We start from the raw sequence: 25,536 nt of genomic DNA, 5'->3' as shown, positions 1-25,536 counted from the left end.
AATTAGATTCATCATATCGGATGAATTGTATTCTCCAAAGACATATCGGTTTATCTGATTAACACGCTTTGGAAACAGGTGTTATTGCAATGGGCATAGCAAGACGTGTTACGCGAGGGAAACCAAAAAGCATGCGTAGCTCACGAATGATTTGTGCAATTTGTTTACGATCTTTCACCACAATATTGACAAAAGTTTTGTCATCACGGCTTTGTACAGACTCAACACCTGTTTTTAATTTACGACATAAATAAATAAGTTCAGAAATCTGTTCATCACTGAGCACTAAATCAATACTTAAATATGCACTAAAGTTAATATCATCTTCAGTTTCTGAATTCCAATGCAAAGGCATAATATTTTCAGGATGCAAATGTTGTTCGTGCAGTAAGTTATGACAACGTGCGCGATGCACAATTAAGCCACGACGTGAAATATGCCCTTGAATTGGGTCACCAAGAACAGGGTTACAACAATGTGCATATTTTACATCAACGCCTTCTGTGCCTTGAATCAAACGTTGTGACGCATTATTTTCATCTTGGTCTTGCGCAAATAAATGGTTAGCAACCAATTGTGGCAGTAAATCACCAACAGCGATTTGTTCAAATAGTGCTTCTTTGGTGCTGACATGTCGCCATTGTAATAAATCAGCCCAATCAGACTCAGATAAATCTTTTACTGATAAATTAAATAATTTTAAAGCACGATTTAAGGCTTGTTGCCCAACTAAACGTTGTTCTTCAATATCTTGATCTTTTAAAATATTTTGAATCGCACGGCGTGCTTTTTGTGTATTGATGAAACTTAGCCAATCAGGATTTGGCGTTGCTAATACATCGGTAATTACTTCAATGACTTGACCACTTTGTAGGGGAGTGGAAAGTGGTTTGATTTCACCATTAATTTTAGCACCTACAGCATGATTACCTAAAAACAAACTTGCAGAATAGGCAAAGTCTACGGCTGTTGCTCCCTGAGGAAGTTCATGAAGTTGACCATGTGGTGTGTAGACCCAAATTTTCTCTTGATGTAAATAATCTAACAGATCATTAAAGGTCGTTTTAGCACAGTCACCATCCACTAAAATATTTAAATTTTTCATGGAGGCTTGAATGGCTGAGCGGCAGGCTTGAGGCGCATTTTCACCCAAGACTACGCCAAAGCGAGCAGCTTTACGCATTAACTCGGTTTGAATGGTTAAAGATAATGTGGTTTTTTCACCTTTAAGGCGAATCATTAAGGATTGATTTCCACCAGGCAGTGGATAACGAATGTGATCTTCATAATGCAGAACTTGGAAATTTTCACGTAAAGCTTCAACTAAACGGTCACAGTCAGCAATCGTTTTTAAAATAATTTCGAAGGCATGGCTATGGGTAAGTTCTTGTAAATCAATTTCATTTTTTACAAAGTGACGCAGTAATTCAATATTGTTATTTTTCTTTTTAATACGACCTTCAATACTATAAGTATGTAATAAGTCTGCAAGATTTTGTTCCCAAACAGTCTGATATTGACATCGTTCAGGTTTGGTTGATAGCAAAGATTCTTGCACATCATTATACATATCTAAGTCAAGATTTTGATAACACAGATGCTCAAGGTTATCTGCCATTTCATTCATACCGACTAAACGTGCCATAGGTACAAAAACATCAAAGGTTTCTTGAGCAATACGAGCACGTTTATCAGGGCGTAGAGAGCCCAAAGTTGTCATATTATGATAACGGTCAGCAAGCTTAATAATAATGACACGTGGGTCTTGTAGAGTCGCTTGTAGAATTTTTCGAAATGAAGCGGCTTTATTGTATTCTTTATCACTAGAATGGCTGAGTTTAGTCACTCCATCTACAAGCTCAGCCACAATACGACCAAATTTATCAGTGATATCGTCTTTACTAAAATCAGTATCTTCAATGACGTCATGCAATAAGGCAGCCATCAATGTTTCTGCATCCATTCGCATGTGCGCTAAGATACAGCTCACAGCAATAGGGTGTAAAATGTAGGGTTCACCACTTTTACGTGTTACGCCATCATGTGCAATATCTGCATAATCACATGCCGCAAGCACTTGCTCGACTTCGCTTGGTTTTAAGTAAGCGTCGATAATAATATTGAGCTGTCGCTTGGCTTGGCTGACCTCTTGGCCTGGCATAGAACACCTATTTTCCGAGTTACAAAATTAAAAAAGATTTCACTAATGCCCTAATGAAAAGCATATTGAATGAATTGTCAATTTTAAAATTAAAAAGTATCTATTTTTTTAACAAATATTTTGAATTTTGTCGATTGATTATCTAAATAAATTGCAATAAAAAAGCCTAGTAAATACTAGGCTTTTTAAGAAAGTTCAACTTATTGAAAAGAAAAACCGTCCAAATTTAAATTGTTTACTGAAAGCGCAAGGTCAAGACTTGAAGTTTGGTAATCTTGATCACGTTGTTTCAAGATATCTTTGGTTACATGACCGACTGCAATTTCACGTAGTGCAACAACAGTTGGTTTATCATTGTCCCATTCTACAGTTGGTTCAATGCCTTGACGTGCCAATTGACGCGCGCGTTTGCTTGCCACTAGTACAAGCTCAAAGCGGTTGTCTACATGGTCTAAACAATCTTCAACGGTTACGCGTGCCATAAGAGTTCTCGTATGAATGTAAATTTTTAAATAGACTGTGCAGTATAAAATGCTTTAACTTTATACTCAAGTTTAATCATCGCTTCCTTTGTCTTGAGGCGTAATTAATTTTTGAATTAAAAGTTGATGTCTGTTTGCTTGTTGGCTGAGTTTTAAGCGATTTGCATTAATCACAGATTCTAAGTCATGCAATGCTTTATTAAAATCATCATTAATAATGATATAGTCAAAATTGACATATTGTTGCATGTCTTCAACAGCACAACTTAAACGATGTTCAATCACTTCAACCGAATCTGTACCACGATTTGATAAGCGTTGGCGTAAATCAAATTGGGTCGGTGGTAAAATAAAGATTTGTTTAGATTCAGGGAAAAGTTTGCGAACTTGTTCAGCGCCTTGCCAATCAATTTCGAGTAAAACATCATGTCCTTTCGCTAATTGTTCTCTTACAGTACTTTGTGAAGTACCATAATAATTACCAAAAACCTCAGCAAATTCAATGAATCCACCTTGATTCACTTGTTCAAGAAAAATTTCTTTTGTGGTGAAATGATAGTGAACGCCTTCAAGTTCACCAACACGTTGACCACGTGTAGTATGAGAAACAGAAACATGTAAATTACTTACACGTTCTAGCAGGGCTTTAACGAGAGATGTTTTGCCTGTTCCTGATGCAGCAGAAACGACAAACAATAGACCCGACATGATATTTTTCCTGATATGATAAAATATCTTCTCTATTTTAGAGTAGAGTGCGAACAAACAAAATAGCTTTTATAGATTGTTTGTCATTTTCTAAGTAAATTTAAGTGAGCCTTGAGGGTGTTATGAAAATTGTATTGGCTAATCCACGTGGTTTTTGTGCAGGCGTAGACCGTGCAATTGCAATCGTCAATCGCGCACTTGAGTGTTTTAATCCTCCCATTTATGTTCGTCATGAAGTGGTACATAATAAATTTGTAGTTGATGATTTACGTCAACGTGGTGCAATTTTTGTTGATGAGCTTGATGAAGTGCCTGATGATAATATTGTAATTTTCAGTGCGCATGGTGTTTCAAAACAAGTCCAACAAGAAGCTGAGCGTCGTGGCTTAAAAGTATTTGATGCTACTTGTCCTTTGGTTACTAAAGTTCATATTGAAGTGACGAAATATGCTCGTGAAGGCATCGAAGCCATTTTAATTGGGCATGAAGGTCATCCAGAAGTTGAAGGTACAATGGGGCAATATGACACTAAAAATGGTGGTCAAATTTATTTAGTTGAAGATGAGGAAGATGTTGATTCTTTAAAAATTAATGATATTGAAAAGGTTGCTTTTGTCACACAAACAACGTTGTCTATTGATGATACAGCGAAAGTTATTGATGCTTTGCGTCAGAAGTTTCCAAAGATTCAGGGACCGCGTAAAGACGATATTTGTTATGCAACTCAAAATCGTCAAGATGCTGTTCGAGATTTAGCAACGCAATGTGACATTGTTCTTGTTGTAGGGTCGCCAAATTCATCAAACTCTAATCGTTTACGTGAGTTAGCAGAACGTATGGGTAAACATGCGTATTTGGTTGACAATGCAGATGAATTACAAAAAGAGTGGTTTACGGATGTTGAAAAAATTGGTGTAACCGCAGGGGCATCTGCACCAGAGATTTTAATTAAACAAGTGATACAGCGTTTACAGGATTGGGGAGCAGAAGCACCACAAGAATTAGATGGACGTGAAGAAAATATAACTTTTAGCTTACCTAAAGAATTAAGAATACAAGTCACGCAAGCTTAAATATTTCTTAACATTTTATGCCGATAACTGTTAATCAGTTATCGGTTTTTTTATGCCTTTTGTCTACTATGTATTGGTTTTGTATAAATTGTTAATAGAATATTAATAAATAGGTTTTGTTTTAGGAACCAAAATGAATAAAAAAAATAGGGGCTTCACGCTGATTGAACTCATGGTGACGATTGCGGTTTTGGGGGTTATTACCGCCATGGCAGCTCCGTCTATGGGAAATATTCTGTCTAAGCAAAAGTTAAATTCAACAACCAGAGAGTTTATTAGAACATTAACAACAGCTAAAACCCAGGCTGTTTTATTACGTAAAGAGATCACAGTTCAATTAAATTCAACAGCCACAGATACGCAATATATCTATAACTGGCAGCCTAGTACTGGAACTGCTTTAACGGCACCTGTAAGTATTCCAACTATTATTTTTACAGCAGATGGAACGTTAAAAAATTCTAATAGTGGTGTGTTTTCATCTACAAGTTTCATAATCTGTAACGCTTCTGCTAATAAATCAAAAACAATAACTTTAACAAGAATGGGTGGAATTACTTTGGATGGGGAGGGGAGTTGCTAATGCATAAATTAAAAAAAGAAAAAGGTGCAGGAATGATCGAAGTCCTAGTAGCTTTATTGTTATTGGCAATTGGTGTGCTTGGCTTTACAGCTTTACAGTTGAGAGCAGTGGAAGCGACAAATGAGGCATTAAATCGAGTTCAAGCAATGAATATAGCACGAGATTTTGCTGAAAGAATCCGAATAAATCCATATGCATTAACATTATTAAAAGCGGATAATACAGCTATTCAAAGTAGTAGTGACAGTTCAGCTTATGTAAGTGCCATAAATAATAATAAAGATTCTGAAGATGCTTATACATGGTCATCCTGTTATCAAACAAATAGTTGCACAAGTTCACAGTTGGCTACACAAGATGTTCAGCAAGTTGTAAATAAGGCTTTTTCACAAGGTATGAAGATAAATTTAATACCTTGTAAAAGTTCAACAACGACAACGGGAACTAATGCTGATGGTAAGGAAGAAACAACGGTCTCCCCATCTGATATTGCTAATCAGAGAATGTGTATATATGTAGCTTGGGATAAGACAACACCAAGTGATGGTGCGGATGAAAATAGTTGTGCACAGTATGGAATTTATAAAGATAACTCTAAATGTGTAATTTTGGAGGCTTATTAAATGAAAAAATATAAAAATAAGGGTTTTACGCTTGTAGAACTCATGGTTGCAATTGTCTTAGGATTATTAATAGTGGCAGCTGCTACACAGTTATTCATTACTGGGCAAGTGAGTTTGAACTTACAAAAAGCAATGGCTGATATTCAGGATAATTCCAACTTCGGTATTAGTTATATTAGTAGTGATTTACGTAAGGCTAACTACAATGCTGAAAAGCCATTAGTAACAAGTACAACAAAGTTTGGTGGCATTGTGATCGCAGATACGAACTTTCCAAGTGATTTAACATCACGCCCTGCAGCCACACTATTAACTAGCAATGCTTCACAAAGTGCGACAGGAAAATTGACTGATACTGCAAGTGATCAGTTGACGATTCAATATTATGTTGCTGAGGATACAGTTGATTGTGAAGGTAATAATGTCGTAGCAAATAGCATGATTGTACAGCGCTATTTTATTGATGGCAGTGATTTAAAGTGTGATGCTGGATTTTATCCTTTTACAAAACCTACAGAGAAAGGCACAGATGGGGTTGTGTTGCCCTACGTTTTAAATGGTTTAAATGCAAATGCGCAGACTATTATAAAAAATGTTGAGTATATGCGTATCTTATTGGCTGTTAGTGATGATAATGCTGCTGCAGGCACAGGTACAGGAAACCAATCGGCTTTACCTGTGGATGCGATAGCACAAAAAAACTTAAGGTATATCAGTATTAATAATTATCCAACATCAGGAACTTTGCCACGTATTAGGGGGATACAGTTAGGGCTCTTGATGAAAGCAAATGATAGTGTTTCCTCATCAAAAGAATTAGAAGATAAAAATAAAGCAACATTTAGAGTGTTGGATCAAGATGTAAGTTTAGTGACTAAAGACAAGAAGTTTTTACATCAAGTTGTAACACAAACGATTGCGCTGAGAAATGCTTTGGGGGCGAGTTCATGAATAGACAGACATCATCTTTTTCTCAGCAGTTGGGAAATACCTTGGTTATTATTTTGATTTTATTGGTCGTGATTACCATTATTGGAACGATTGCAATACGTCAAGGTTTACTGAGTTTAAAAGTAGCAACAAATAGTCAAGCTCAATCATTACTACTACAAAATACGGATGCTTATTTCTTTAAACTTGAAGCTGGAACAGAGAAGCAGAAAATTTTTAATGCAAGTAAATTTGGTCCTATTGGTTATGCAGCTCAGCCTGAAAACATTGGGCAAGAAATTTCATATTGTTTTACACGTAATAATGAGCAGGCTTTTGATACAAACACAGTGGGCAAGTTTGTGAGCGGAACTGGATTAAGTAAGGGTTATTGTAACCCAGCTAGTGCTGATAATTTTACCAGTGGTCGTAAGGCAGTTATGACACAAGTTACAATCAAGGTGGAAAATAAAGCGAGTAGTCCTTTAGAAAATTATATTCCAGGAACAGATACTGAACTCGTAAATCCAGCAATGAGAATAAGAGTAAATGTTGTTTCACTAATGCCTGCGATGTCAAGTGCTACGAATACAACCCTTATAAATTGTTTGAAAAACAACCCTGCTGAAGCTGCAACACCTACAGGAACAACAAAAACCAGTTGTTTAAGAACAAATGATATTCCTTACAACGCACAAGTTACTGATTATAAACAAAGTAACTCACCTCAATAGTGTGAAAAATTGGAGAATACAAATGAATAATTTTGAAAAAAAAAGCATGAACTTCAAGAAAAAAACACTAGCAATTGCAATTGGTTTTTTTGTTGCTGGAGGGTTGTTTTCATCAAATGTAAGTAGTGAACCTCCTCCAGATTTACTTATTTATCGTCAACCGACACAAGGTGTTACTAGCTTACTATTAATGTTAGATTCTTCAGGAGGAATGGATGATAATGATGGATCAAGCCAAGCACCACGACCTAGACCGCCACGAGCTGATGGTTCTGATGCTGGATCTATTTATTTAGATTATCCAGAATGCAGAGGTATCAATCTAAGATCTATTACTACAAATGATTTAGATGTCGTATATGGTAAGCAAACGTTGACGAATGGAACACAAGGTTCGACTTTTGCATGGAATATACCTTATTGTGGGGAGGCTTATACAAGCTCTAATTTATATAGTGCAAATACTACAACAAAAAATGCTGAGATTAATAAGATCAAAGGATTCAAATATAGTCGCCAAGATCGTATGAAAATCGCTATGTCTATACTATTAGGTGACCAAAGTGTTAGCTCTAATATCCGTCTAGGATTGGGGCAAATGTCTGCACAATCACCTTCTAGTTATATTATTACTTCAACAGGTGGAAATAAACAGTATCCAGCAAATGGCTTCTTCCAGAGTAAAAGTGCTACAGATGCTAATACTTATCATAAAGGAGGTAATGATGTATCTGCGAAAATATTAGTACCAGCTTTGACAACAGCAACTCCCTTAGATGGTGATCAACGTTTTAAATTAAGGGTTGCTGTAACTGCTCTTGATAGTGGTGGTAAAGCACCCATTGCAAGCGCACTGGCTGAAGCGGGAGCCTATATGTTAGGTAAATCAACTCGAAATAGTGATAATACATCTGTTGAACCACAAGCTATTTCTGCTTTTATTTCAGGTGGAAAAACATGGGGACCTTATGCAGCTAGTGGTTATGAATATTCTAATCCAAACTCAAAGAAAAGTTCAAATGTAAATGAATATTTGTCTCCTGTACCTGCAAATAGTCAGAGTTGCAATAGTTCAGGAATATTTTTACTTACAAATGCTGCACCAACACAAACTCCTCGAACAACAGCTCAAGTATTAATGAGAAACGCTTTAGGTGATTCTAGTTTTGCTTGCCCAAATGATTATAGTGGTGGAAGGATAAAATCTGTTGGAAGTGGAACTACAGATTTTGGATGGACGTGTATGGGAGAATTTGCAAAAAAACTCTATAATAACGAGCAAAGTATAAAGGTTGCTGTAGCTGGTTTTGGTAATAGTTTTATGCCGTATATGGCAGATACAGCATCCATAAATATAACAGATGTAAATGGAAAACTTAGAAAATACTACAAATGTAATTCATTAACAGTTGGACAAAGTTATACTGTGAATAACATAGAAACCCAAGTAACCCAAGATACCATCAATGCCTGTAATTTGGGGGAGAAGGAAAATGATAGTGTAGCTCTTAATTCAGGCGGTAAAGTTGGTGGATATGGTCAAGGAGGATTTTATCCTATTGTATCTGCCTCAGATTTAGCAGATAGCATTAAAAATTTTGTAGCTGATTTGCAAACAGATATTCCTTCTTTAAATAGTGGACTTCCCTCAATTCCAGTAGATACTTTAAATGTTACGCAACAATTGCCATTTGCTTACTATTCTCAATTTCAACCTGATACACGCTCAAGCCAAGCAGTTGGTACTTGGGTGGGAAATATAAAAAAATATAAGGCTGTAGATAATACATTTAAAGATAAAAACTCAAATAATATTGTTAATGCTACAACAGGAAATTTAAACCCAACAACAGATTTTTGGAGTTCTAGTTCAGATAGTGCAAATGCTACTCAAGGTGGTGTATCTGCCAAGCTTCCAGTACAAACTGCAGTAGGTAGAAAACTTTATACAGATAGAACTGTTGCAGGTAGTACAGTATCACCTATTACTTCTGCGAATACAGATTTAACTTTAATTGCTTCTAATAATACAACTGCTACTACAAATACAGCAGAAATATTAAGAGCAAGCCAAGATCCAGATAAAGCATATTTATTGAATTTATTGGGTTTTGGTGTTTCAACCCCAACAGTGCCAACATCGTTAGTTGGTGCAGCACCTTTGCGACAAATGGGTGCTACGATTAATTCAACACCTTTAGCATTTACAACTCAAAGTAAGATTGCAACAAAAGCCTCTGGTTCTGGCGCTACAGCTGTTAATGTTGGTGATTATATTAATCGTAAGGATTATATATTATTTGGTACGAGCCAAGGATTATTGCAAGTTGTAGATGCAAGTTCTGGCGAGGAAAAGTTCTCATTTTTACCTAAAGAAATGATTGATCGACAAAAGCAAGGTTTTGTTGCTAAAACTCTTCAAAGTACAATAGCAGACTTTTATTCAGGTATTGATGGTACATGGTCAGTTTATGCAAATTATATAGCTAATGATGAAAGTAATTCTCTAAAAGCAGATAAGCTCAATGTTTATGGTGGGTTGAGACGTGGTGGAGCGAATTATTATGGACTTGACTTGAAAAATATTGAATCAAGTGCTCCAAAATTTTTATTTAAGACATTAGGAAATACAGCCGTTGGGGCAAATGGTCTTCCTACTGGAGCTTGTACTAACACTACTCCTTTAAATTGCATGGGGCAAAGTTGGTCAAAACCAGCAGTTGGTTGGATAAAGTGGAAAGGTAAGCCTCAATTAGTCATGATTGTTGGTGGAGGGTATGATCCAGTTTATGACTCTCCATCTTATAAATCGAATACCACTGCAACAAAAGGTAATGGAGTATATATTTTTGCGGCTGAATCAAATACAACAGAAAATGTAACTGCTGGAGATTTATTGTGGTGGGGGAGCAGTACAGCAAATTCAACTTCTGCTACAGCAGATAATACGACTCAAAAAACCCTTAATAGTGATCTAAAATATAGTGTAGTCAGTGAAATTAAAACAGTAGATCGAGATAGTGATGGTTTTATTGATAACTTATATTTTGGAGATTTAGGTGGACAAGTCTTTCGTGTTGATATTGATAATATAGCTTCAATCAGCTCTACAGATGCAACAATAGCAACTCCAGCTAGAAATTTTAGTGTTAAACGAATTGTGCGAATTGCTAACTTCATCACTGATACTGAGCGAGCAAGTAAGGTAGCTCCACGTTTTTATAATATGCCAACTTTTACAGTACATTTAACTGGCGGTTTAGCTGGCACAAATAATGCTACACGCTATGCTGTAATTAGTATTGGTTCAGGAGATCAAAGCTCGCCAGTATCGAATGATTTAACCACTACCACGGGGCTTCCTGATCGAGTGTATGGTATTTTTGATCGTGATGTGGGGCGTACAGATTTATATTCAATTACAGATGATACTAATTTAACGACTGGATTATTTACTGGGACTGCAACTACAGCAAATATGCAAGATATTGCAGCGAATTTGACATCAGTAAAAATGCTAGAAAATATGAATCTCATAACAACTAAAGGATGGTTTAATACTTTATCTGCTAATACATTAGGTAGAAGTGGAAATGACATTGATTCAAATTTAGCAACTGGCGTGGCACGTTATAAAGTTTTAAGTAAGTTCTCTGCAATAAAAGGAACCTTGTTTACAAGCTATTTTGATGCAGCAGATAATGGAACATCTTCAAGTTGTAGCGCAGGTATTAAAGGTCGCTCATATGTCAAAAATTATTGTTTACCTTTTGGAAATATGAACGCAGATGGTGTTAATTGTGGTACATCAACCGATGGTCGTAGTTTTTCAACTGCAACAAGTATGGGAAGTGATGTTGGTGCTGGTGTAATACCCGTTATTGTAGGAGGGATGAGTACAAATAATGGTTCAAGAATAGGTCCTTTGAGTGGTAAGGATGGGGCTGTAAATGCACAATATCAAACACCTTTAAAGCTTGAGCCAATAAAATGGTCTGAAAGAAATATGTAAGGTGAATAAAAATGAAAAATACAATAAGGAAGAAAAGAGGATTTACACTTATAGAATTGATGTTTGTGATAGTGATTGTGGCAATTATTGTTGCAATCGCAATTCCATCTTATCAACAATATATGAGGAGAGCAGAAGCTGCAAAAGTGAACCAAGAAATGCTTAGAATTGCTCAAGAGTTAGAAAAACATAAAGCAAGAAACTTTAGCTATGTTGGCTTTGCTCTTGGTTCTACGACATATAATATTCCTAACACAAGTTATACACTTCTTATTGTAGATGGAATGGCAACAAATCCAGCTTTAAATGATAGTACTGCGACAGGACAAAGCTGGGTAATGAAGGCAAATGCTAACGATTCTTATAGTAAAAAATTTAGTTTCTTATTAGATAGTAAAGGCTATAAATGTAAAAATACGGCTTTCGCCAATATTAGCTATAGTAATTGTGGTGTTGGAGGGGTAAATGAATGGTGAGTTCTAATAAGAATAATCAAGGATTTACATTAATTGAGCTAATGATTGTAGTTGCAATTATTGGCATATTAGCTGCTATTGCTTATCCATCTTATATTCAATATAAAGTAAGGACAAATAGAGCTGAGGTACAAACTAAATTGATCGAAATAGCACATAGATTTCAAGCATATTATGTGACTAATCAGAGTTATAAGAATTTAGATTTTACAACTATTGGTGGTACGGGAAACTCAATGAATTTTCCACAGACAGGCACAGCTTATTATGTGATTACCTTAACAGACGGTACAGGAAAACCACCAACTACAAATGGGACTAATACTGTGGGTTTTAGTAACCGTTCTTGGCGATTAACCGCTACGCCTATTTCAACCACAAGTCAAAAAGATAATGGTGTTGTCTGTCTAAATGATGATGGACAAAAATACTGGGTAAAAGCTGCTACAACATGTGCATTATCTTCTAGTTCAATATGGGATGGGCGTTAAGTATTTATCTGTGTTGATTAAATTTTTAATTGACCTAATGAAAATAGAAGTTTTCATTAGGTTTTTTTTGATGTAAATCTCAGGTGTATCATTTTTTATTTTAAAAATAAGTCCTAAAAATAGTAAGTATTATTGTTTTATTTTCCATATTTTTTTTTATTAGTTGTTTCTAATCACGATATCTATCTAATAGTAGTTTTATTTTGTTAATAATTTATATTATGTGATAGATTTTTTTTAATCTATTGATTAAGTGATAATTATTTCATTTTATTGTAATAAAATTTTTTTAAATCAAAGTGTTATTCCGATTATCTTGAAAAATAACCTTTTATCTTTCTGTTATTTTGTTTTTAAAAATAAAACATTAGTGTTGTATGTGTGTAGATTTGTAATTTGGACAATGCGATGCGATTTTTCAGGGGATTTACGTTAATTGAGTTGATGGTGACGATAGCAGTGTTAGCAGTGTTAGCGGTGATCGCTGTACCTTCTTTTCAATCTTTGATTCAAAGGAATGAATTAAAGAAGGGGATAGATAAGATTCTTTTTACTTTAAATGAGGCAAAAAATAATGCACGTCTGACTCGACAAATTTCTGTACTGAAGTTGGATAGTTCTTTTAGTGTTCCTTCTACGGCAAAAAGTTTTGATATAAGCACAGGGGTGGGAACGAACCTAGAGTTGCAAAATAATAATGTGAAGGCAATTTCATTTTTAGCAAATGGTCAGGTTCAAACTGAAAAAGCAGAGTATCCAGTTTGTATAAGTGTAAAACACAGTAAGAGCTTAAAAGTTGAATCTTTGACTATAACTCAGTTGGGGCTTGTCACTAGGGCTTTAAAATCATGCTAATAAAAAGATAAGAGAAAAATATGAAATATCAAAAAGGTGTAGGTTTGATGGAAGTCATAGTTGCAATGCTCTTATTGGGAATTGCTGTTTTAGGCTTTGCATTGTTACAGTACAAATCTATGAGCATGGGAGAGCAGGCTTTACGTAAAATCGAAGCGGTTAATATTGCTCGAAATTTAGGTGAGCGTATGTATTTTAATAGATTAGGTACGTATAAAGGTGTGAGTTCGATAGTCACTTCAAAGTGTTTAAATCAGTATTGTACTGCGAATGAATTTGCACTCAAAGACATTGCAGATGTAACTCAACTAGCAAAAAATAAGAATATGACTATTGCTGTACTTTCCTGTCCTGATACAAAAAACTTGAGAAATTGTATATATGTAGCATGGGATGAAACCGAAGCATCTCAAAGTAATAGTGATACAGCGGCATGTACTGAAGCAGATAAATTTAAATATAAGTCAGGTGCGCGTTGTGTGGTAGTGGAGGCATTTTAATGGAATTGGATATTAAAGGTTTTACACTTGTTGAGTTGATGGTAGCTCTGGCGCTTGGTCTGATAATAGTTGCTGCTGCAATACAACTTTTAATTAGTGGACAGTCTACGCTTTCATACCAAAAAGCTATGGAGAATGTACAAGATAATGCCAGTTTTGGTATGAGCTATATAACAGCAGATATTCGTCAAACCAATTTAGATGTGGGGGGGCGAATAATGAAAAATAGTGGTTTATCTGGTTTGATTGTTAAAAAAGAAAACTATCCTTCCACAATAAAAACTACTGATTTAGCTTTAAGTTCAACAGCAACAGGTGACACTTTAGCTGATGTAAAAAGTGACATTTTAGTGATTCAATATAAACCTGCTCAGCTTAATGGTTTTGATTGTGAAGGGAAAAAAATTACCTCAGCAACTACAGTGGTTGTACAAAAATATTTTATTAGAAAAGATGACGAAAGTAAAAATGACTATGTTCTCGCTTGTGCAGCAGGTCGCTATGATTCTAGTGTAGAAGCCCCTGAATTAAGTGATCTCACCAATAGTAGTATCGGTCAAGTGATTTTACAGCGTGTGGATCAATTTAAAGTGCTTGTTGGTGTTGTTAATCCTTCAAACCAAATGAGCTATCTTACCCTAAAGCAATTTGCGGATGCTGCAAGTACGATTCGACCTGTCACACTTCAATTAGGCGTGCTTATACGCTCTGTTGATAACTCTGGTAGAAACACAGTTATTCCTACCACTTACACACTTTTAAATGAATCATATACCGTCAGTAATCCGACTGGCGTTACTGGGAAATTTTTAAGAGTTCCTTTGGAGCAAGCTGTTGCCTTACGTAATGCAATAGGAGATGCACAATGAGTCTAAAATCCAATACACAAGTGGGTTCAACTTTGATTGCAGTCCTCTTTGTTTTGATTGTAATCACCATTATAGGTGCGATGGCGGCAAAGTCAGGATTATTTGGGCTTAAGGTGGCAACTAATGGTCAAGCCATTCAAATTTTAAATCAAAATACCGATGCTGTTTTTATTCCTATTGAAGACAAAACAAAAATTGAAACCTATTTGCTTGGCACAAATTTGTTTGGTTATCCCAAAATGGATGCAAACCGAAATAGAGAACTTATTTTTTGCTACAAAGGTTCAGAAAAAGATTTTTTTTCATTACGCAGAGCAGGGCTTGCGTATATCGATAATTCTTCAAAGTTACAAACATCGAATTTAGGAACGATTGATAGTTTTTGTAAATACGAGGATGGCTTCTTTAGTAGTGGTCGTTCTGCAGCTTTGACGCAGATTTCAGTACGTGTTGGAACATCAACCATTACACCTGTGTTGCCTTTTAGTGGTGTGCCTGAAGGGACTGATCCTGATGGGGCAAAAATCGATGAGCCAAAAACGCTGGTGGTGACTGCGATTTCTGTCATGCCAGTGTTAAGTAGTGCTTCTGCGACAGATATAAATGCGTGTTTGAAAAGAGCGAGTTATATCGATCCGACTATTACCGATATTAGTGCGGCAGATAAAGTCACGGTGTCTGAGTGCTTAAATAAGTTAAGTGTGCCATTTACGACTCAAATTTCTGAATATAGTTTGGGACAATTTCTCAAAAAATCAGGTTCAACCTGAGGTTAGGATTAGTTAGAGGTTTTTATGAACAAGAATAAACAGATTTCAAGCCATTGGATGCGTTTTAAAGTGTCGACTTTAGCTGCATCTATAACCTCGTTGATTTTGGCGGGGTTGCCTGTGCAAATTCAGGCAAGTGATATTGATATTTATCAGGCAGGCGGGACTGGAACAACTAAAATTTATCTAATGCTAGATGTTTCGGGAAGTATGGGTAATATGTCTTTGGCTACAGATTATGCATATCAATATGCATATGATAGATGGCGTGATTATTATTATGATAGTGCTAATATTTGTGTTCAAGAAGATTTGCCAAATGATTTAATGACTTCAGGGCATATTTATGCAAAAAAATGGTCAGATGTCTATTGTAAGGTGGATCTTAGTAATAACAAAGTAAAAAATGATACTGCCTATAAAAATAAAATTAAAGATACCTGTACTGCAACATCGGATTCAAATAAATTCAATTGCTATACGCGAATTACAAATTTAAGAAAAGGGTTGATAGACGTTATTGCTGACCCAACGATTGGTAAAGATATTCAGTTTGGATTAGGGACTTATTCAGGCAATGCGATTACGAATAAAACCAATTTTATTGCAATGGATCCAGAAACATCGAATAAAGGTACTCTTATCGGGTATGTACAAGGAATTACTGCTGGTGGGGGAACACCTATTGCAAAAGCTTATAACACTGCTGGGAAAAAATTTACAAGTCAATCTAGTAGTTCTAATACCAGTGAAGCATGTACTGGGAATGGACTTTATTTTTTAACTGATGGTGAGCCTCAAGGCGATACTAATTATAGTATTGATTATGACGGAATAACGAAAGTAACGACCAATACATTAGGCAGTTCTCAAACCGCTTATTGGGGAAAAATTGGAAACTATGCACAATCATTACTTAAGAGTAATTATAAAATAAAAACTGCAACTGTTGGTTTTGGGGGAGGGTATTATTTAACAGCTACTCAAAAAACGCAGGCAAATATTACAATAGGAGATAAGAAGTATTTTGATTGTACCTTGGTTGATACGGCTGATTCAGATCATCGGAATTATTGCCAGTGGGGTGCAAAAACTATTCCCAATCGTACTAATGTGGGAGGCTTTGGAGAGGGTGGTTTTTATACAGCTCAATCTTCAGCCGATTTGGTGGAAAGCTTAAAATCCTTTATTACCGAAACAACAGTCCCTATTGAAGGTTCAACCATCGGTAGTAGTACTATTCCAGTAGATGCGTTAAATACCAATCAGTTACAACCTTTTGCTTATTTCCCGATGTTTAAACCACTAATTGAAACACAAGATCAGTTATGGGCAGGGAATCTTAAAAAATACAATGTCATAGGTGGTACGTTGTATGATGTGAATAAGAATTTGGTGTATAAAAACGCCACAGATTTTAATAGTGACCTGAAAGACTACTGGTTTAATAGTTCTGCTGTGCATCCAGACCAAGTGATTAGCTATGGTGGTAATTTAAGTCAGCTATTGGGCGCTAAAATGCCAAAAATAGATGGCTCTAATAATTTGGTATTTCAAAGAAACGTATTTATAAACAATGATAGTTCAGTTGGGGATTTAAAATCTGCAGAAACTATACTTAAAGATGGAACTTTGACGAATCGAGAGTACTTATATGGTCTTCTTGGTTATTCAAAACTCACTTCCGCGGATTTAACAGCATTAGCATCAAAAACGACTTATGCAGATCAATTAACTTATTTAAAAACTAAAGATGCATCAAAAGGTTACCAACTTGGTTCAATTATTCATTCTTCACCAATTCTACTTACACAAAAAGGTGCAATTGTTGCGGACACTGGCTCATTGGGTTCAGTAGATCGTGAGGATTATGTCCTCTTTGGGACAACACAGGGTGTTTTACATGTGGTTAAATCAGGTACGCAAAATAGCCAAGTAATAGATGGTAGTGCTGTAGCCACAGGAAGTGGAACAGAAGAGTTTACTTTTGTACCTAAAGAAATGCTGACGAAACAAAAGAATGGTTTTTTCGAGTCTATGGCAATGGATAAAAGTAAGGATAAAAATTCAGGTGGCGGTTTCTTCTATGGTGTAGATGGTCCTTGGACTGCGCATACAGTGTATGAACCTAATTTTTATGATGCTACAGTTGATGGAAAAACTGTTGAACGTGATGGTCTACAAGTAAAAGCAGACGGGAAAAATAGTCACCAATATGTATATGGTGGTTTACGCATGGGTGGACGTAGCTACTATGCACTAAACTTATCTGATATGACTAAACCAAAACTGATGTTCCATATAGACCCTGACAGTACCACTAGTGGTGCATTGTCACATATGGGACAAAGTTGGTCTAAACCAACTCTGGCTTATATCAAATGGAATGGTCAACGCAAACTCGCCATGATTGTCGGTGGTGGTTATGATGAAAAATATGAGGATCCCACTTTTACCAATTCAACAACAGGTGGTGTAAAAGGAAATGGTGTATATATCTTTGATGCTGAAAATGGAAACTTGCTCTGGTGGGGCAGTAAAAGCGCATCGAATGCGAATGGGACTCAAGATGGTGGCTCATCAACTGCAATCAATGGTATGGTCAGTAGTATTCCATCTCGAATAAAAGCTGTAGATCGAGACAGTGATGGTTTGGTGGATCACTTATATGTTGGAGATTTGGGTGGTAAAGTTTTCCGTATCGATTTAAATCCAAATCATAAAGCAGACGATGAGACTAAAAAATTTGTGACGAATGCTTTTACATTTGCAAGTGTCCAAGAATCAGGAAAAAATCCTCCCCGTTTTTATGAAGCACCAACCTTTACCATTCATACCAATAGTGCAGGTAAAAAATATGCAGTCATTTCATTAGCTTCAGGGGATAGAAGTAGTCCATTAAAGTCTGATAGCACTGCACAAGATATGATTCTTGGTTTTTATGATAGTGGTGTGACAGCAATAACATCTACTGTGACAACGACAGTAGATTTGTCAAATATGAATGAAATTTATAAGGCAAATCCAACCACAGATAAAACAGGTGGTTGGTATTATCGTTTGCCAATCACGACTAGTAATAGTAAATCCTATCAAGTGCGAGGACTATCCGAAGGTGTTGCTTTAGATAGTGATCTTTATTATTCAATCTTTGATCCAAGTAAAACCAATAATGGTAGTAATAGTACGAGTACCAGTTGTTCTGGGGGTATTGTTGGGGTAAGTACGGCGGTTAAATTATGTTTACCATTTGGTAAGTGTGGAACAGATACTGCAATTACAACTGTAGGTGACTTAGGTGGGGGAATTATTGGTCTTAATGTAGGACCAGGTTCTACAGGTGGTTCTCGAAAATTAATTTTCAATAAAATTCCTGAAACATGTAAAGGTGTAGCTTGTACACCCAATATTATAGAATATACGACCACAAATAAGTTATTACCTACACGTTGGTATGATATGACACCTTATGTAGGAGCAAAATAATGGCTAAAGGGTTTACATTAATTGAATTAATGTTGGCTATTATGGTTATTGCAATCTTGGCAGCCATTGCGCTGCCAAGTTACCATCATTATAACCGTAAAAATAATGAAAAAATCACTGAGCAAAAACTGCAAGAAATTGCTTTAAAACTTGAAGAAGAGAAAAGTACTAATTTTAGTTATAAAGGATTTACTTTGGCAGATGCAGACAAGGTTACACCTAAGGGTAAAACCGGGGCAGATGTCAAATATAATATTGCAGTTGATACATCGATATTTCAAAAGTGGTTGTTAACAGCCTGTGTTAATAAAGATTTAAAAGATGCAGCAAAATATAGCAATTTTGCACTCAATAGTGATGGTACAACTTGTCAATGGAATGAAACAGATACGTGTATAGTACCTGCAAGTTGTAAGGTGACATAATAATGGGAAAAGGTTTTACATTAATTGAATTGATGATAGTAGTTGTCATCATTGCAATTTTATCAGCCATTGCGTATCCAAGTTATACACAATATTCAAAACGTACAAAAAGAGTCGAAGCACAGACTTTAATGCAAGAGATGTCGCAACAACTAATTGCATATAAAGTTGCTAATGGATCATTTCAAAACGTCGTAGCATCAAATTTAATAAGCACTAAAATACCACTGTCAGGTACGACTAACTATACTGTTGCCATTACAGATATTGATGGCAAAACTTATTCGGCGACGACAAAAAATAGTACTTGGTTGATAAAGGCAACACCAGTAAATTCAATGATAAATACAGGAAGTTTGACATTAGATTCTACAGGTAAACAATGCTGGGAAAAAACATCAGGTACTTGTGAACCATGGGATGGTAAATAAAACTTAAATTCAAAATTGTGGATAACTAAAAAATTTGATCTTTCATTCATTGCAAAGATAACGTAAAATACTGCCCTCTATGAAAGGGGTTTGAGTTATATCGATGGTCGGTATAAGATAATCCGTAAAAACTATAAGGTTCTATCATGGTTGTTATTCGTCTTGCACGCGGTGGTGCTAAAAAACGTCCATTCTATCAAATCATTGTGACTGATAGCCGTAATGCACGTGATGGTCGTTTCATCGAACGTATTGGTTTCTTTAACCCTACAGCTCAAGGTAAAGCAGAAAAACTTCGTTTAGATGCTGACCGTTTTGCTCATTGGGTTTCACAAGGTGCGCAACCTTCTGAACGTGTTGCTTCTTTAGCTACTCAAGCTAAGAAAGCTGCAGTTACTGCATAATTTTTGAAAATTAAGTAGTAGATTGCCCATGACACCAACACAGAATGTTCCCGAAGATCGTATTCAGATTGGACAGTTACGTTCAGCATATGGATTAAATGGGTGGCTCTGGGTCTATTCCAATACAGAACCGATGAGCAACATTTTTGACTACCTGCCTTGGTACATTGAAACCAAAGCAGGCTGGCAAATTGTCGATGTAAAACGTTGGAAACCACATGGCAAAGGCTTAGTTGTTTCGCTAAAAGGTGTGAGTGATCGTACCGCAGCAGATAATTTAGTTGGCGCAAATGTTTGGATCTCTAAATCGCAACTGCCTCAAGCGGGCGTGGACGAGTATTATTGGACTGATTTAAAAGGCTTAACTGTGTTAGGTCTAGATGATGAAGAACAAGAAGTTAATCTCGGTCAAATCCATGAACTGTTTGAAACAGGTGCCAATGATGTAATGGTGGTTCGCGCAACTGCTGCAAGCATTGATGGTGAAGAGCGAATGATTCCATGGCATAAAGATGTGGTACAACGCGTTGATCTAGAAGCTGGTCGTATTTACGTGAATTGGGGCGTAGATTATTAATCCGAATAGGATAAACGCAGCAGGAAAATAGAGGAGTCTGCGATGTTTTTTGCAGTCATTACGCTTTTTCCTGAAATGTTTGAAGCGATTACAGCCTACGGTATTAGCGGGCGCGCAGCAAAAAACGAAATTGTGCATATTCATTGCATTAATCCACGTGAATTTGCTGAGGGCAACTACAAAAGAGTGGATGAACGTCCATTTGGTGGTGGTCCAGGCATGGTGATGATGGCTGAGCCTTTAAGCAAAGCAATCAATCGTGCCAAAGAACTTGCAATACAAGCAGGTGCAGTGAACGTTCCTGTGGTGTATATGTCACCACAAGGGAAAACCTTAGATGAACCAGCAGTACAACAATTTATTGATTATGATGGATTGATTGTATTGTGTGGGCGTTATGAAGGCGTCGATGAGCGTTTGATCCAGCAATATGTTGATCAGGAATGGTCAATTGGTGATTACGTTTTATCAGGTGGTGAACTCCCTGCGATGGTTTTATTGGACAGTATTATTCGGAGACTTCCGGGTGCCATGTCTGATGAACAATCTCATGTGCAAGATTCATTTGTGGATGGTCTTTTAGACTGCCCACAATATACCAAGCCAGATCATTTTGAAGGTTTGGATGTGCCTGAGGTACTTAAATCTGGGCATCATGCAAATATTGAGAAATGGCGGTTTTTGCAGCGCTATCAACGTACACTTGAACGTCGACCAGAATTGGTTGAGCAAGTCACATTGACCAAGCAGCAAAAAAAATGGCTAAAAGATTCGCAAGGACAAAAGAGTTAATTCATTTGTCTAAGCAGATTTACTCTAAGTATTTTACTTAGAGTCATTAATAGGCTTTTTAAGCATTGAAGTGGTCAATCTTAAAGAGAAAGATAATCGGGTCTATGCGCTTTAGCCTCTATACCCAGTGGAATTCAGACCTCTTCTGACCCACATATATCGGAGATACCCCATGAGCGGTAAGCATCCTTTAGTACAAGCTGTTGAAAATGCACAGCTTAAACAAGACATCCCAGCTTTTGCACCAGGTGACACTGTAATTGTCCAAGTAAAAGTAAAAGAGGGCGACCGTGAGCGTCTTCAAGCATTTGAAGGTGTTGTAATCGCGAAGAAAAACCGTGGTTTGAACTCTGCGTTCACAGTACGTAAAATTTCTAGCGGTGTTGGTGTTGAACGTGTTTTCCAAACGCATTCACCAATCGTTGCTGGTATCGAAGTGAAACGTCGTGGTGACGTTCGTCGTGCTAAACTTTACTACCTACGTGAATTGTCTGGTAAAGCTGCACGTATTCGTGAAAAATTACCAGCTCGTAAAGCGAAATAATACGTTTTACGTGACTAAAAAAGTGCGCCTTATGGCGCATTTTTTTATTTGTATCTTGAGGTAAGTTGAATTAGATAAAATATAGGTTTCTTCTGTATAAGCTGACTTTAGACCAATGTGTCATTTATTTGGTGCAGTGTTTTCTTGATTCTTTATGGCAAAAAAGTAGGGTTTTTAAAGATTAAGTAATTGATTTATTTATAGTTAATTTTTGAATTTTATCATGGGCTGAAGAGTCGAAGATGAAATTTTAATTTCTAAAGCGCAAATTTATAAAAATAGATAAATGGATTTGTTAGAATAGTCATACATTGTTTTGATCTCCTTACTATGTCTGTAAAATCGCCAAAAATTCAACGTCGTCATATCAGTGGCATTTTTTTATTGAATAAACCGTTAGGTATTAGTTCTAATGCTGCCTTGCAACGGGTTCGCTGGTTATTTCGTGCAGAAAAGGGTGGACATACTGGCGCGTTAGACCCATTGGCTTCTGGTTTATTGCCTATTTGTTTGGGCGAGGCGACTAAATTTTCTCATTTTTTATTAGACTCAACAAAGCGTTATCAAACAACTATTCATTTGGGGCAGAGTACAACGACAGGTGATGTTGAGGGTGATGTACTGTTAGAAAAAGCTGTACCAAAGTTGGATGAGGCTTTGATTGAAAAGGTATTGACGCAATTTATAGGAGATATTCAGCAAATTCCTCCAATGTACTCAGCTTTAAAAAAAGAAGGACGTCCTTTATATGAGTTGGCACGTAAAGGAATAGAAATCGAACGTGAAGCACGCCCAATTCATATCTATGATATTCAGTTGTTGTCTTTTGCTGAAAATAGTTTGACCTTGGACATCACCAGTTCTAAAGGAACGTATATTCGTGTTTTAGGTGAAGATATTGCGAAAGCTTTGGGAACATATGGTCATTTGACGTATTTACATCGTATTCAGACAGGGCATTTTGAGCTAAATCCAAGTTATACCATTGAATATTTAGAAAGTTTAACTGAACAACAAAGAGAACAATTATTACTTCCTGTATATGCTTCAATTGATCATTTTCCAAAAATACAAGTTCCAGAAGGTCGGTCAGAATATTTTAGCCGAGGAATGGAAAGCAATATAGATCATTGTGCAGAGGAGCAAGTTGTTGTTTTTGATGGTGAAAAATGTCTAGGTCTGGCTGAGATTACTGATCGAAAGCGTCTAGTACCAAAACGGGTTTTAAATTTGTAATACGCAAGATTTAAAGGATAAGTGATGGAACTTGATCTGATACTCAGCTTGGTCTTTTTTGCATTTTGTGCGGGTGCAATTGATGCGGCTGTAGGTGGTGGCGGGTTAATTCAAATTCCTGCTTTAATGGGTGCATTGCCTCATTATCCAACGGCAACTGTTTTTGGAACGAATAAGTTAGCTTCAATTTGTGGTACAGCTTCAGCAGCTTTTTCATATTTGCGCCAAGTTAAAATTCAATGGAAATTATTGGCTGTTATTGGTATCACTGCTTTTATTAGTTCTTTTGGTGGTGCAGCTTGTGTTTCTTTGATTCCACAAGAAATTTTACGTCCTTTTGTGCTGTTTATGCTGATCGTCATTGCTATTTATACCTTGGTTAAAAAGCAATTTGGACAAGTGCATATTCAGCAAGAAGTGACACGTAAAATTTTAATTCTTGCGGGTGTGGGTGGTTTATTAATCGGGTTTTATGACGGTATTTTTGGACCAGGTACAGGTAGTTTTTTTATTTTCTATTTTATTCGCTATTTAAAAGTTGATTTTTTACATGCTTCTGCTTTGTCTAAAATTGGTAATTTCATGACGAATTTTGCAGCTTTGAGCTTTTTTGTTCCCACTGGACATGTGCTATTTCAACTGGGTTTGATGATGGCAGTTGCAAATGTTGCAGGTTCTGTGGTCGGTGTAAAAATGGCATTAAAATATGGCAGTGGTTTTATACGTATTTTATTTTTAATTTTAGTGAGTATTTTAATTTGTCGTTTAGCATATCAAATGTTTATTGCTTAACTGACTTACATAACTAAAGCTTTTTATACAAATCATTGCAAGAGCTGACACAGTCAGCTCTTTTTATTTTCTATGATAAAAGATGTTTAAGTTCACTGAAATCTAGAAATTATTTTTTTGTTTAAAACCGAAAGTTATTGAGGTTCGTTGCAATGAATATATTTGAAGCATTAAGAGAAAGTCATGAAATTCAAAGAGAACTGGCTGAAAAACTCATACAAACATCTGGTGAAAATGTAGAACGGCAGACCTTATTTGAGTTATTGAAGAATGAATTATTTGCTCATGCCGTTGGCGAGGATCGTTATTTATATTTACCTTTAATGATGACTGATTCAGGACTTAATATTAGTCGTCATGCTTTGGCAGAGCATCATCAAATGGATGAGTTATTAGAAAAGTTAACTGAAATGCCAATGAGTCATCCGCATTGGTTAGTGCTTGCAAAAAAATTATCAGAGCTTGTGCATCATCATTTAAAAGAGGAAGAACATGGCTTTTTTCAACAGGCTGGTAAAATTTTGAATGATGTCGAAAAGCGTAGTTTGGCGCAGCAATATTTAGTGGAGTATGCAAAATATAAAGCCAAAGATAAGGATCATTTAACTTAAAAGATTAGGAGCTGAACTTTCAGCTCCTTTTTTAATGCATTAGGACGATGATGTTTATGATGAAATAGCGTCTTTTTTTGCTTTTAAGGTGACGCCTACAGAAGCCACCATAATACATAATAAAGCAATACTTTGCCAAATACTGATATGTTCTTTGAGTAAGACCATACCAGCAACCGCAGCTAAAGCAGGTGATAAACTTGATAAAGTACCATAACTTAATTTGCTAAGATGCTTGAGCGCAAGTAAATCAAGTGCATAAGGAATCGCTGTAGCTAATAAGGCAATAATGAGTGCTTTACCCCAATATTGAGTTTGCATCAGCGCTTCAGGGTTGTGGACTGCGCTAATAGGCAACATCACTAGAGCAGATAAAGCAATAGCGATGGTTAAGGCATGCATTCCAATATTTTGTCGTATAACTTTTTGTCCAAAATAAATATAAGTCGCCCAGCAAACTCCTGCACCGAGTGCAAATGCTGCGCCTAAATAAGAAAAATTATGTTGAGTTGCATCTTGCCATGGCACCATGAGTGCGATGCCTAAAATCGCTAAACCGACCCAAATGTAATCACTTTTGCGTTTTATTGAGAGTAGGGCAAGTGTAAGTGGTCCTAAAAACTCTAAACCAACAGCAATGCCTTGAGGTAATTTTCCTAAAGATGCATAAAACAAAACATTCATCAGACAAACGGAAGCGCTATAAAATAGTAGATTTTTCCATTGTAAATGTCCTAAACGATGAATAATTTTCCATGAACGAAACATGAGAAAAATTAAAACAGAGGCAAAGCATAAACGTAGTGTAACGACGGTTAAAGGGTCTAAAACCTGAAAAAGTTGTTTGGCAAATGAGGCGCTGATTTGATATGACACCATCGACATAATCATATAAAAAACAGCAAGTAGTTGAGTATTTTGCATGGTGCAATCAAGAGTAAATATCAACCAATTCTAGCATTTTATTGTTT

Annotated in this window: 26 protein-coding genes; 22 read left to right on the top strand and 4 right to left on the bottom strand. The window is 36.3% G+C overall.

Going from position 1 to position 25,536, the window contains the following annotated elements; translation table 11 throughout:
• Nucleotides 1-58 precede the first annotated feature (58 nt).
• From HX124_RS07510 to gmk, 3 genes are all read right to left on the bottom strand, one after another.
• On the bottom strand, nucleotides 59-2,161 hold the full coding sequence (locus tag HX124_RS07510; RefSeq protein ID WP_107007129.1) for a RelA/SpoT family protein: 2,103 nt from the start codon (nucleotides 2,159-2,161) through the stop codon (nucleotides 59-61).
• A gap of 200 nt (nucleotides 2,162-2,361) precedes the next feature.
• Nucleotides 2,362-2,643 (bottom strand): DNA-directed RNA polymerase subunit omega, encoded by a 282-nt coding sequence (rpoZ, locus tag HX124_RS07505; RefSeq protein ID WP_107007128.1) that lies wholly within the window; start codon nucleotides 2,641-2,643, stop codon nucleotides 2,362-2,364.
• A 72-nt stretch (nucleotides 2,644-2,715) separates the two neighbouring features.
• A complete protein-coding gene (gene gmk / locus HX124_RS07500; RefSeq protein ID WP_107007127.1) occupies nucleotides 2,716-3,351 on the bottom strand; it encodes a guanylate kinase in 636 nt (211 codons plus the stop codon).
• A 122-nt stretch (nucleotides 3,352-3,473) separates the two neighbouring features.
• Here gmk and ispH point away from each other — a divergent pair, with 122 nt between their 5' ends.
• The 22 genes from ispH (at nucleotide 3,474) to HX124_RS07390 (ending at nucleotide 24,565) form a co-directional block, all read left to right on the top strand.
• Nucleotides 3,474-4,424, top strand: a complete 951-nt coding sequence (ispH, locus tag HX124_RS07495; RefSeq protein ID WP_107007126.1) for a 4-hydroxy-3-methylbut-2-enyl diphosphate reductase — start codon at nucleotides 3,474-3,476, stop codon at nucleotides 4,422-4,424.
• Between the two features lie 133 nt (nucleotides 4,425-4,557).
• A complete protein-coding gene (locus tag HX124_RS07490) occupies nucleotides 4,558-5,007 on the top strand; it encodes a GspH/FimT family pseudopilin (RefSeq protein ID WP_286383715.1) in 450 nt (149 codons plus the stop codon).
• The gene (gene pilV / locus HX124_RS07485) at nucleotides 5,007-5,630 is read left to right on the top strand and encodes a type IV pilus modification protein PilV (protein ID WP_286383714.1); all 624 of its coding nucleotides are present in this window, start codon (nucleotides 5,007-5,009) and stop codon (nucleotides 5,628-5,630) included. Before HX124_RS07490 ends, pilV (HX124_RS07485) begins: the two co-directional genes overlap by 1 nt.
• A complete protein-coding gene (locus tag HX124_RS07480; protein WP_286383713.1) occupies nucleotides 5,631-6,581 on the top strand; it encodes a PilW family protein in 951 nt (316 codons plus the stop codon).
• Complete coding sequence (locus tag HX124_RS07475; protein ID WP_286383712.1) at nucleotides 6,578-7,294, top strand: PilX N-terminal domain-containing pilus assembly protein; 717 nt, start codon at nucleotides 6,578-6,580, stop codon at nucleotides 7,292-7,294. The genes HX124_RS07480 and HX124_RS07475 overlap by 4 nt, the downstream gene beginning before the upstream one ends.
• A 22-nt stretch (nucleotides 7,295-7,316) precedes the next feature.
• A complete protein-coding gene (locus HX124_RS07470) occupies nucleotides 7,317-11,306 on the top strand; it encodes a pilus assembly protein (protein WP_286383711.1) in 3,990 nt (1,329 codons plus the stop codon).
• Between the two features lie 11 nt (nucleotides 11,307-11,317).
• A complete protein-coding gene (locus tag HX124_RS07465) occupies nucleotides 11,318-11,782 on the top strand; it encodes a type IV pilin protein (RefSeq protein ID WP_286383710.1) in 465 nt (154 codons plus the stop codon).
• Nucleotides 11,776-12,273, top strand: a complete 498-nt coding sequence (locus HX124_RS07460; protein ID WP_286383709.1) for a type IV pilin protein — start codon at nucleotides 11,776-11,778, stop codon at nucleotides 12,271-12,273. Before HX124_RS07465 ends, HX124_RS07460 begins: the two co-directional genes overlap by 7 nt.
• A gap of 408 nt (nucleotides 12,274-12,681) precedes the next feature.
• The gene (locus tag HX124_RS07455) at nucleotides 12,682-13,128 is read left to right on the top strand and encodes a pilus assembly FimT family protein (protein WP_353619603.1); all 447 of its coding nucleotides are present in this window, start codon (nucleotides 12,682-12,684) and stop codon (nucleotides 13,126-13,128) included.
• A gap of 20 nt (nucleotides 13,129-13,148) precedes the next feature.
• The gene (gene pilV / locus HX124_RS07450; RefSeq protein ID WP_286383707.1) at nucleotides 13,149-13,628 is read left to right on the top strand and encodes a type IV pilus modification protein PilV; all 480 of its coding nucleotides are present in this window, start codon (nucleotides 13,149-13,151) and stop codon (nucleotides 13,626-13,628) included.
• Nucleotides 13,628-14,497 carry a prepilin-type N-terminal cleavage/methylation domain-containing protein gene (locus HX124_RS07445; RefSeq protein ID WP_286383706.1) on the top strand — a complete coding sequence of 290 codons (870 nt, stop codon included), beginning with the start codon at nucleotides 13,628-13,630 and terminating at the stop codon, nucleotides 14,495-14,497. Before pilV (HX124_RS07450) ends, HX124_RS07445 begins: the two co-directional genes overlap by 1 nt.
• The gene (locus HX124_RS07440; protein WP_286383705.1) at nucleotides 14,494-15,267 is read left to right on the top strand and encodes a hypothetical protein; all 774 of its coding nucleotides are present in this window, start codon (nucleotides 14,494-14,496) and stop codon (nucleotides 15,265-15,267) included. Before HX124_RS07445 ends, HX124_RS07440 begins: the two co-directional genes overlap by 4 nt.
• 24 nt (nucleotides 15,268-15,291) lie before the next feature.
• Entirely contained in the window at nucleotides 15,292-18,753 is a 3,462-nt protein-coding gene (locus HX124_RS07435) for a pilus assembly protein (RefSeq protein WP_286383704.1), read from the top strand.
• Nucleotides 18,753-19,178, top strand: a complete 426-nt coding sequence (locus tag HX124_RS07430) for a type IV pilin protein (protein WP_286383703.1) — start codon at nucleotides 18,753-18,755, stop codon at nucleotides 19,176-19,178. Before HX124_RS07435 ends, HX124_RS07430 begins: the two co-directional genes overlap by 1 nt.
• A gap of 2 nt (nucleotides 19,179-19,180) precedes the next feature.
• Nucleotides 19,181-19,609 carry a type IV pilin protein gene (locus HX124_RS07425; RefSeq protein ID WP_286383701.1) on the top strand — a complete coding sequence of 143 codons (429 nt, stop codon included), beginning with the start codon at nucleotides 19,181-19,183 and terminating at the stop codon, nucleotides 19,607-19,609.
• Nucleotides 19,610-19,755: 146 nt separating this feature from the next.
• Nucleotides 19,756-20,013 (top strand): 30S ribosomal protein S16, encoded by a 258-nt coding sequence (rpsP, locus tag HX124_RS07420; RefSeq protein ID WP_107006922.1) that lies wholly within the window; start codon nucleotides 19,756-19,758, stop codon nucleotides 20,011-20,013.
• Between the two features lie 28 nt (nucleotides 20,014-20,041).
• Nucleotides 20,042-20,590, top strand: a complete 549-nt coding sequence (gene rimM / locus HX124_RS07415; protein WP_107006921.1) for a ribosome maturation factor RimM — start codon at nucleotides 20,042-20,044, stop codon at nucleotides 20,588-20,590.
• A 42-nt stretch (nucleotides 20,591-20,632) separates the two neighbouring features.
• Nucleotides 20,633-21,382, top strand: a complete 750-nt coding sequence (trmD, locus tag HX124_RS07410; protein WP_286383700.1) for a tRNA (guanosine(37)-N1)-methyltransferase TrmD — start codon at nucleotides 20,633-20,635, stop codon at nucleotides 21,380-21,382.
• 172 nt (nucleotides 21,383-21,554) lie between these two features.
• A complete protein-coding gene (gene rplS, locus HX124_RS07405; protein ID WP_107006919.1) occupies nucleotides 21,555-21,926 on the top strand; it encodes a 50S ribosomal protein L19 in 372 nt (123 codons plus the stop codon).
• A gap of 330 nt (nucleotides 21,927-22,256) precedes the next feature.
• Nucleotides 22,257-23,162 (top strand): tRNA pseudouridine(55) synthase TruB, encoded by a 906-nt coding sequence (gene truB, locus HX124_RS07400; protein ID WP_286383699.1) that lies wholly within the window; start codon nucleotides 22,257-22,259, stop codon nucleotides 23,160-23,162.
• Between the two features lie 24 nt (nucleotides 23,163-23,186).
• Nucleotides 23,187-23,954 (top strand): sulfite exporter TauE/SafE family protein, encoded by a 768-nt coding sequence (locus HX124_RS07395; protein WP_107006917.1) that lies wholly within the window; start codon nucleotides 23,187-23,189, stop codon nucleotides 23,952-23,954.
• Between the two features lie 152 nt (nucleotides 23,955-24,106).
• Nucleotides 24,107-24,565 carry a hemerythrin domain-containing protein gene (locus HX124_RS07390; RefSeq protein WP_107006916.1) on the top strand — a complete coding sequence of 153 codons (459 nt, stop codon included), beginning with the start codon at nucleotides 24,107-24,109 and terminating at the stop codon, nucleotides 24,563-24,565.
• 54 nt (nucleotides 24,566-24,619) lie between these two features.
• On the opposite strand, the gene HX124_RS07385 is transcribed toward HX124_RS07390, so the two are convergent.
• Complete coding sequence (locus HX124_RS07385; protein WP_286383698.1) at nucleotides 24,620-25,489, bottom strand: EamA family transporter; 870 nt, start codon at nucleotides 25,487-25,489, stop codon at nucleotides 24,620-24,622.
• Nucleotides 25,490-25,536 lie beyond the last annotated feature (47 nt).

This window comes from Acinetobacter sp. 226-1, assembly GCF_030329325.1.
GTDB classification, from domain to species: domain Bacteria; phylum Pseudomonadota; class Gammaproteobacteria; order Pseudomonadales; family Moraxellaceae; genus Acinetobacter; species Acinetobacter sichuanensis.
This window is presented reverse-complemented; position numbering and strand designations above follow the sequence as displayed.

Coding starts and splice junctions, on each gene's coding strand:
- pilV (WP_286383714.1), top strand. CDS start 5,007: ATGCATAAATTAAAAAAAGAAAAAGGTGCAGGAATGATCGAAGTCCTA.
- rimM (WP_107006921.1), top strand. CDS start 20,042: ATGACACCAACACAGAATGTTCCCGAAGATCGTATTCAGATTGGACAG.
- HX124_RS07395 (WP_107006917.1), top strand. CDS start 23,187: ATGGAACTTGATCTGATACTCAGCTTGGTCTTTTTTGCATTTTGTGCG.
- HX124_RS07460 (WP_286383709.1), top strand. CDS start 11,776: ATGGTGAGTTCTAATAAGAATAATCAAGGATTTACATTAATTGAGCTA.
- truB (WP_286383699.1), top strand. CDS start 22,257: ATGTCTGTAAAATCGCCAAAAATTCAACGTCGTCATATCAGTGGCATT.
- HX124_RS07385 (WP_286383698.1), bottom strand. CDS start 25,489: ATGCAAAATACTCAACTACTTGCTGTTTTTTATATGATTATGTCGATG.
- HX124_RS07480 (WP_286383713.1), top strand. CDS start 5,631: ATGAAAAAATATAAAAATAAGGGTTTTACGCTTGTAGAACTCATGGTT.
- HX124_RS07440 (WP_286383705.1), top strand. CDS start 14,494: ATGAGTCTAAAATCCAATACACAAGTGGGTTCAACTTTGATTGCAGTC.
- HX124_RS07490 (WP_286383715.1), top strand. CDS start 4,558: ATGAATAAAAAAAATAGGGGCTTCACGCTGATTGAACTCATGGTGACG.
- rpsP (WP_107006922.1), top strand. CDS start 19,756: ATGGTTGTTATTCGTCTTGCACGCGGTGGTGCTAAAAAACGTCCATTC.
- ispH (WP_107007126.1), top strand. CDS start 3,474: ATGAAAATTGTATTGGCTAATCCACGTGGTTTTTGTGCAGGCGTAGAC.
- rplS (WP_107006919.1), top strand. CDS start 21,555: ATGAGCGGTAAGCATCCTTTAGTACAAGCTGTTGAAAATGCACAGCTT.
- HX124_RS07455 (WP_353619603.1), top strand. CDS start 12,682: ATGCGATTTTTCAGGGGATTTACGTTAATTGAGTTGATGGTGACGATA.
- HX124_RS07390 (WP_107006916.1), top strand. CDS start 24,107: ATGAATATATTTGAAGCATTAAGAGAAAGTCATGAAATTCAAAGAGAA.
- HX124_RS07510 (WP_107007129.1), bottom strand. CDS start 2,161: ATGCCAGGCCAAGAGGTCAGCCAAGCCAAGCGACAGCTCAATATTATT.
- trmD (WP_286383700.1), top strand. CDS start 20,633: ATGTTTTTTGCAGTCATTACGCTTTTTCCTGAAATGTTTGAAGCGATT.
- HX124_RS07465 (WP_286383710.1), top strand. CDS start 11,318: ATGAAAAATACAATAAGGAAGAAAAGAGGATTTACACTTATAGAATTG.
- HX124_RS07445 (WP_286383706.1), top strand. CDS start 13,628: ATGGAATTGGATATTAAAGGTTTTACACTTGTTGAGTTGATGGTAGCT.
- HX124_RS07425 (WP_286383701.1), top strand. CDS start 19,181: ATGGGAAAAGGTTTTACATTAATTGAATTGATGATAGTAGTTGTCATC.
- HX124_RS07470 (WP_286383711.1), top strand. CDS start 7,317: ATGAATAATTTTGAAAAAAAAAGCATGAACTTCAAGAAAAAAACACTA.
- rpoZ (WP_107007128.1), bottom strand. CDS start 2,643: ATGGCACGCGTAACCGTTGAAGATTGTTTAGACCATGTAGACAACCGC.
- gmk (WP_107007127.1), bottom strand. CDS start 3,351: ATGTCGGGTCTATTGTTTGTCGTTTCTGCTGCATCAGGAACAGGCAAA.
- HX124_RS07475 (WP_286383712.1), top strand. CDS start 6,578: ATGAATAGACAGACATCATCTTTTTCTCAGCAGTTGGGAAATACCTTG.
- pilV (WP_286383707.1), top strand. CDS start 13,149: ATGAAATATCAAAAAGGTGTAGGTTTGATGGAAGTCATAGTTGCAATG.
- HX124_RS07430 (WP_286383703.1), top strand. CDS start 18,753: ATGGCTAAAGGGTTTACATTAATTGAATTAATGTTGGCTATTATGGTT.
- HX124_RS07435 (WP_286383704.1), top strand. CDS start 15,292: ATGAACAAGAATAAACAGATTTCAAGCCATTGGATGCGTTTTAAAGTG.